Source organism: Corynebacterium sp. (assembly GCF_030530965.1).
Lineage (GTDB): Bacteria > Actinomycetota > Actinomycetes > Mycobacteriales > Mycobacteriaceae > Corynebacterium.
Window position 1 is genome coordinate 1 of record NZ_JAUMTY010000092.1, and the last position, 2,757, is coordinate 2,757.

Annotated in this window: 4 protein-coding genes; all 4 read right to left on the reverse strand. The window is 57.8% G+C overall.

The window, feature by feature from the left end:
• Window positions 1–273: hypothetical protein (locus tag Q3981_RS10290; protein ID WP_303125982.1), on the reverse strand; the 273-nt coding region annotated here is incomplete at its 3' end.
• A gap of 191 nt (window positions 274–464) precedes the next feature.
• Window positions 465–1,244 (reverse strand): M43 family zinc metalloprotease, encoded by a 780-nt coding sequence (locus Q3981_RS10295; protein WP_303125984.1) that lies wholly within the window; start codon window positions 1,242–1,244, stop codon window positions 465–467.
• Between the two features lie 327 nt (window positions 1,245–1,571).
• The gene (locus tag Q3981_RS10300; RefSeq protein WP_303125986.1) at window positions 1,572–2,042 is read right to left on the reverse strand and encodes a hypothetical protein; all 471 of its coding nucleotides are present in this window, start codon (window positions 2,040–2,042) and stop codon (window positions 1,572–1,574) included.
• A 319-nt stretch (window positions 2,043–2,361) separates the two neighbouring features.
• Window positions 2,362–2,757: LPXTG cell wall anchor domain-containing protein (locus Q3981_RS10305; protein ID WP_303125988.1), on the reverse strand; the 396-nt coding region annotated here is incomplete at its 5' end.

A 2,757-nucleotide genomic window follows, 5' to 3' on the forward strand; every position in this document is an offset into this window, starting at 1 on the left:
GCAGCCATAACCAATTAGAATTAAACCAGTCCAACTTTCAGGGGCCAGTTCAAAAGTGCGGGGGAATATGCGCCAAAAAATAAAAGTGCGTGGGTATATGGTCCATTTTCGGCCATTTTTCGCCCATATTCCCCCACAGTTTTCACAACCGACCCCTATATAGTCCCGCAGTTTTCCGGCACACGGACACACTTGCGTCGTTAAACCCGCAAAACCCCGTGCCACCCACATCATCCGAACTTCAGGAATTAAGAAAGCGCGGGTGCTTTCCACACCCGCGCCTTCACCTCTCATCACGCCGCTCGAAGTGACCAAGAAAGCTGTGCCCTAGCTTCTAGAAGCCAACTTTTCGCGTTGTGACACTTAATTAATCGCCAGATAGCGACAGAGCGTTACACCCTCACTACTTTTATACCCTATATATCCGGAAAAATTAATAGAGAAGGCGAAATAGGTGACGAAGATTACGCCAGATAATCCGGGAATGACCGCGTTGTTCCGACGGCCGTCTTGTCATTATCACCCTGCAGAGCAGCTTGAACATCCGTCGCCTGAGGCACCTGCGGCTGCTGCTGATCCGAAATCGCGTGCATCAAGTCCCCCGGGCAGCTGTGCTTCAACCCCAGCAAGTGACCAAACTCATGCGCAATGGTCCCCTGCCGCGCACTCTGCGACATCCCGTCCAGGTACGACACATTCAGCAACACCCGATAGGGCTCATGGCGCGTCCACCCCACCCACTTGGCATCGTCGCGGTGAACATCAAAGACACGCACGGAATTCGTTGTTTCCTTATCGACGACGTCAAACGTGATTTTGCCGCCGGTCGCCTCCGTCCACGAGTCAGCCGCAGCCTGAATCTCGTCGGAGTACCGCTTGCTGTCGTTAAAAATGACGACCTTGCCGTCATGCACGGCCCCGTGGCCCTTTCGGAACAACTCCAGCTGTGGGAGTGGCTTTCCATTGGCGACGGCATCATGCGCCTCGGCGCACTGTGCGGGCGTGTTATCTTGGCCGTTCTTGTCGTGGGCCTCCGCGTCCGGTGTTGCTCCTGGCGCTAGAAGCAACGCGCCAGTGGCGACGGCGGACGCGACGACTGCACCGAACCGACGTCGTCGCCCTGGTTGGTCACGGAGTGATTCACGGGCTGATTCGCGAGCGGATTGCCGAATGGATTGTCGGGCTGATTGATGAGCTGATTGTGCGGCGGGCTGGGACGCTCTCGTCTGAGCGGAAAACTGCATGCGGGCTACTTTCTGTCTCGGTAGTTCACGTGGAGTTCGTTTTTCAGCGGAGTTTCTCTTCCTACACAGCGTTCTTGTTCTACACAAATCTGGGGAAACAAGTCGGGGTAAACGAGCCTGGATATAAAAATCGCCCCGGCCGGCGGTGTACATGACACAACGCCACCCGAGGTGACTATAAAAAGCACTCGCGACAACGACGAATTACGCCGCCGCCTGCGAGGCAGAGACGACGACCCTCCTGGCGCACGGCCGAAGAACGACACAGCACCGCGCCGATACACGGCGCTCTATTTGGAGGGGTAGATCCTCGTCATCTCGTCGTTGTTATACCTGTTTAGCGACCAGCGCGATCGAGCCATTCCTGATGACAAGAATGACGCCGCTGGTGAAGTCGCTGGACTGGTCCTTGAGGTTCTGGGACGTCAGGACTTTCTTGTCCTTAATGCCCTTGACTACCGGGTTAGCGAACTTCTCGATGTCAGGGATTGCTTTCACAACCTCTTTCTTGACGTCGTCACCCTTCTCCAAAGCTCCGATGAGCTTGGCAAGCTTTTCGGTGTCACAGCTGCTCAGGTAAACAAACTGCTGGACGTTGCGCTTGTTCTCGATGGAGACGGTCTTGCCATCGGGGGTAATGACGTGATCAAGGGGGGCGGCCGTGCTGGCTAACGCAGTGTGGCCTTCACATGCCGGCTTCGCGCTTGCGGCGGGAGCGGTAGCTGCCGTCACAGTTGCTAGGCCAAAAGCCATCGCGCCACTGAGTGCCACGGCACCGATTCTCTTGGTCAGTCGCATTCATTTCTCCTGTTCGTGGGGCCACAGTGGGCGGATTCGCGCACAGCCTCATGGCACAACCTGGGCTGCGCCACCAGGCCTGTGCTGAATCCACTTCTGTCTGTGGTCAAAGGTGTAAGGGCACTACGCCACTCCGGTGCGGGAGGGCGGAGCAAAGGCTCGTCATCGTCGACGGCATGTGGTGACCCGCCCGTGCATCAATCACGGCGACGGGCACCACGTACAACCGACGCTGATGTTTACCTTTGGTAGTGATTGGCGGTTAACACCCGGTGGTGCCCCTATGCGGGGCGCTCACCGAGGTTTACTCACCTAGTTTCTATCCCCCGTGGGAACGGCGACGGTTCCAGAGGACAACCCCTGCACCTGCACCGATCAGGATCATGGCCAGCAGTGCCAACCAGATCACGTTCGCACCGGTGGAAGCCAAGGCTCCACCGACTCCGTGGCTGGAGCTGCTGCCGGATCCGCTACCCGAGCCGCTACCGCTGCCCGAGCCATTACCGGATCCATTGTCCGAGCCGTTGGAGCCGTTACCGGATCCACCGTTGTCCGAACCATTGTTGCCGTTATCCGAGCCGTTCGAGTGTCCGGAGTTTCCGTTGTTATCCGACGGAGCCGGGGTCTCGGAGGACGGGGTACCAGACTCGCCAGGCTGGCCGGGTGTCTCGGACTTGCCAGGCTGAGCAGGCGCCTCGGAGGACGGCTTACCAGG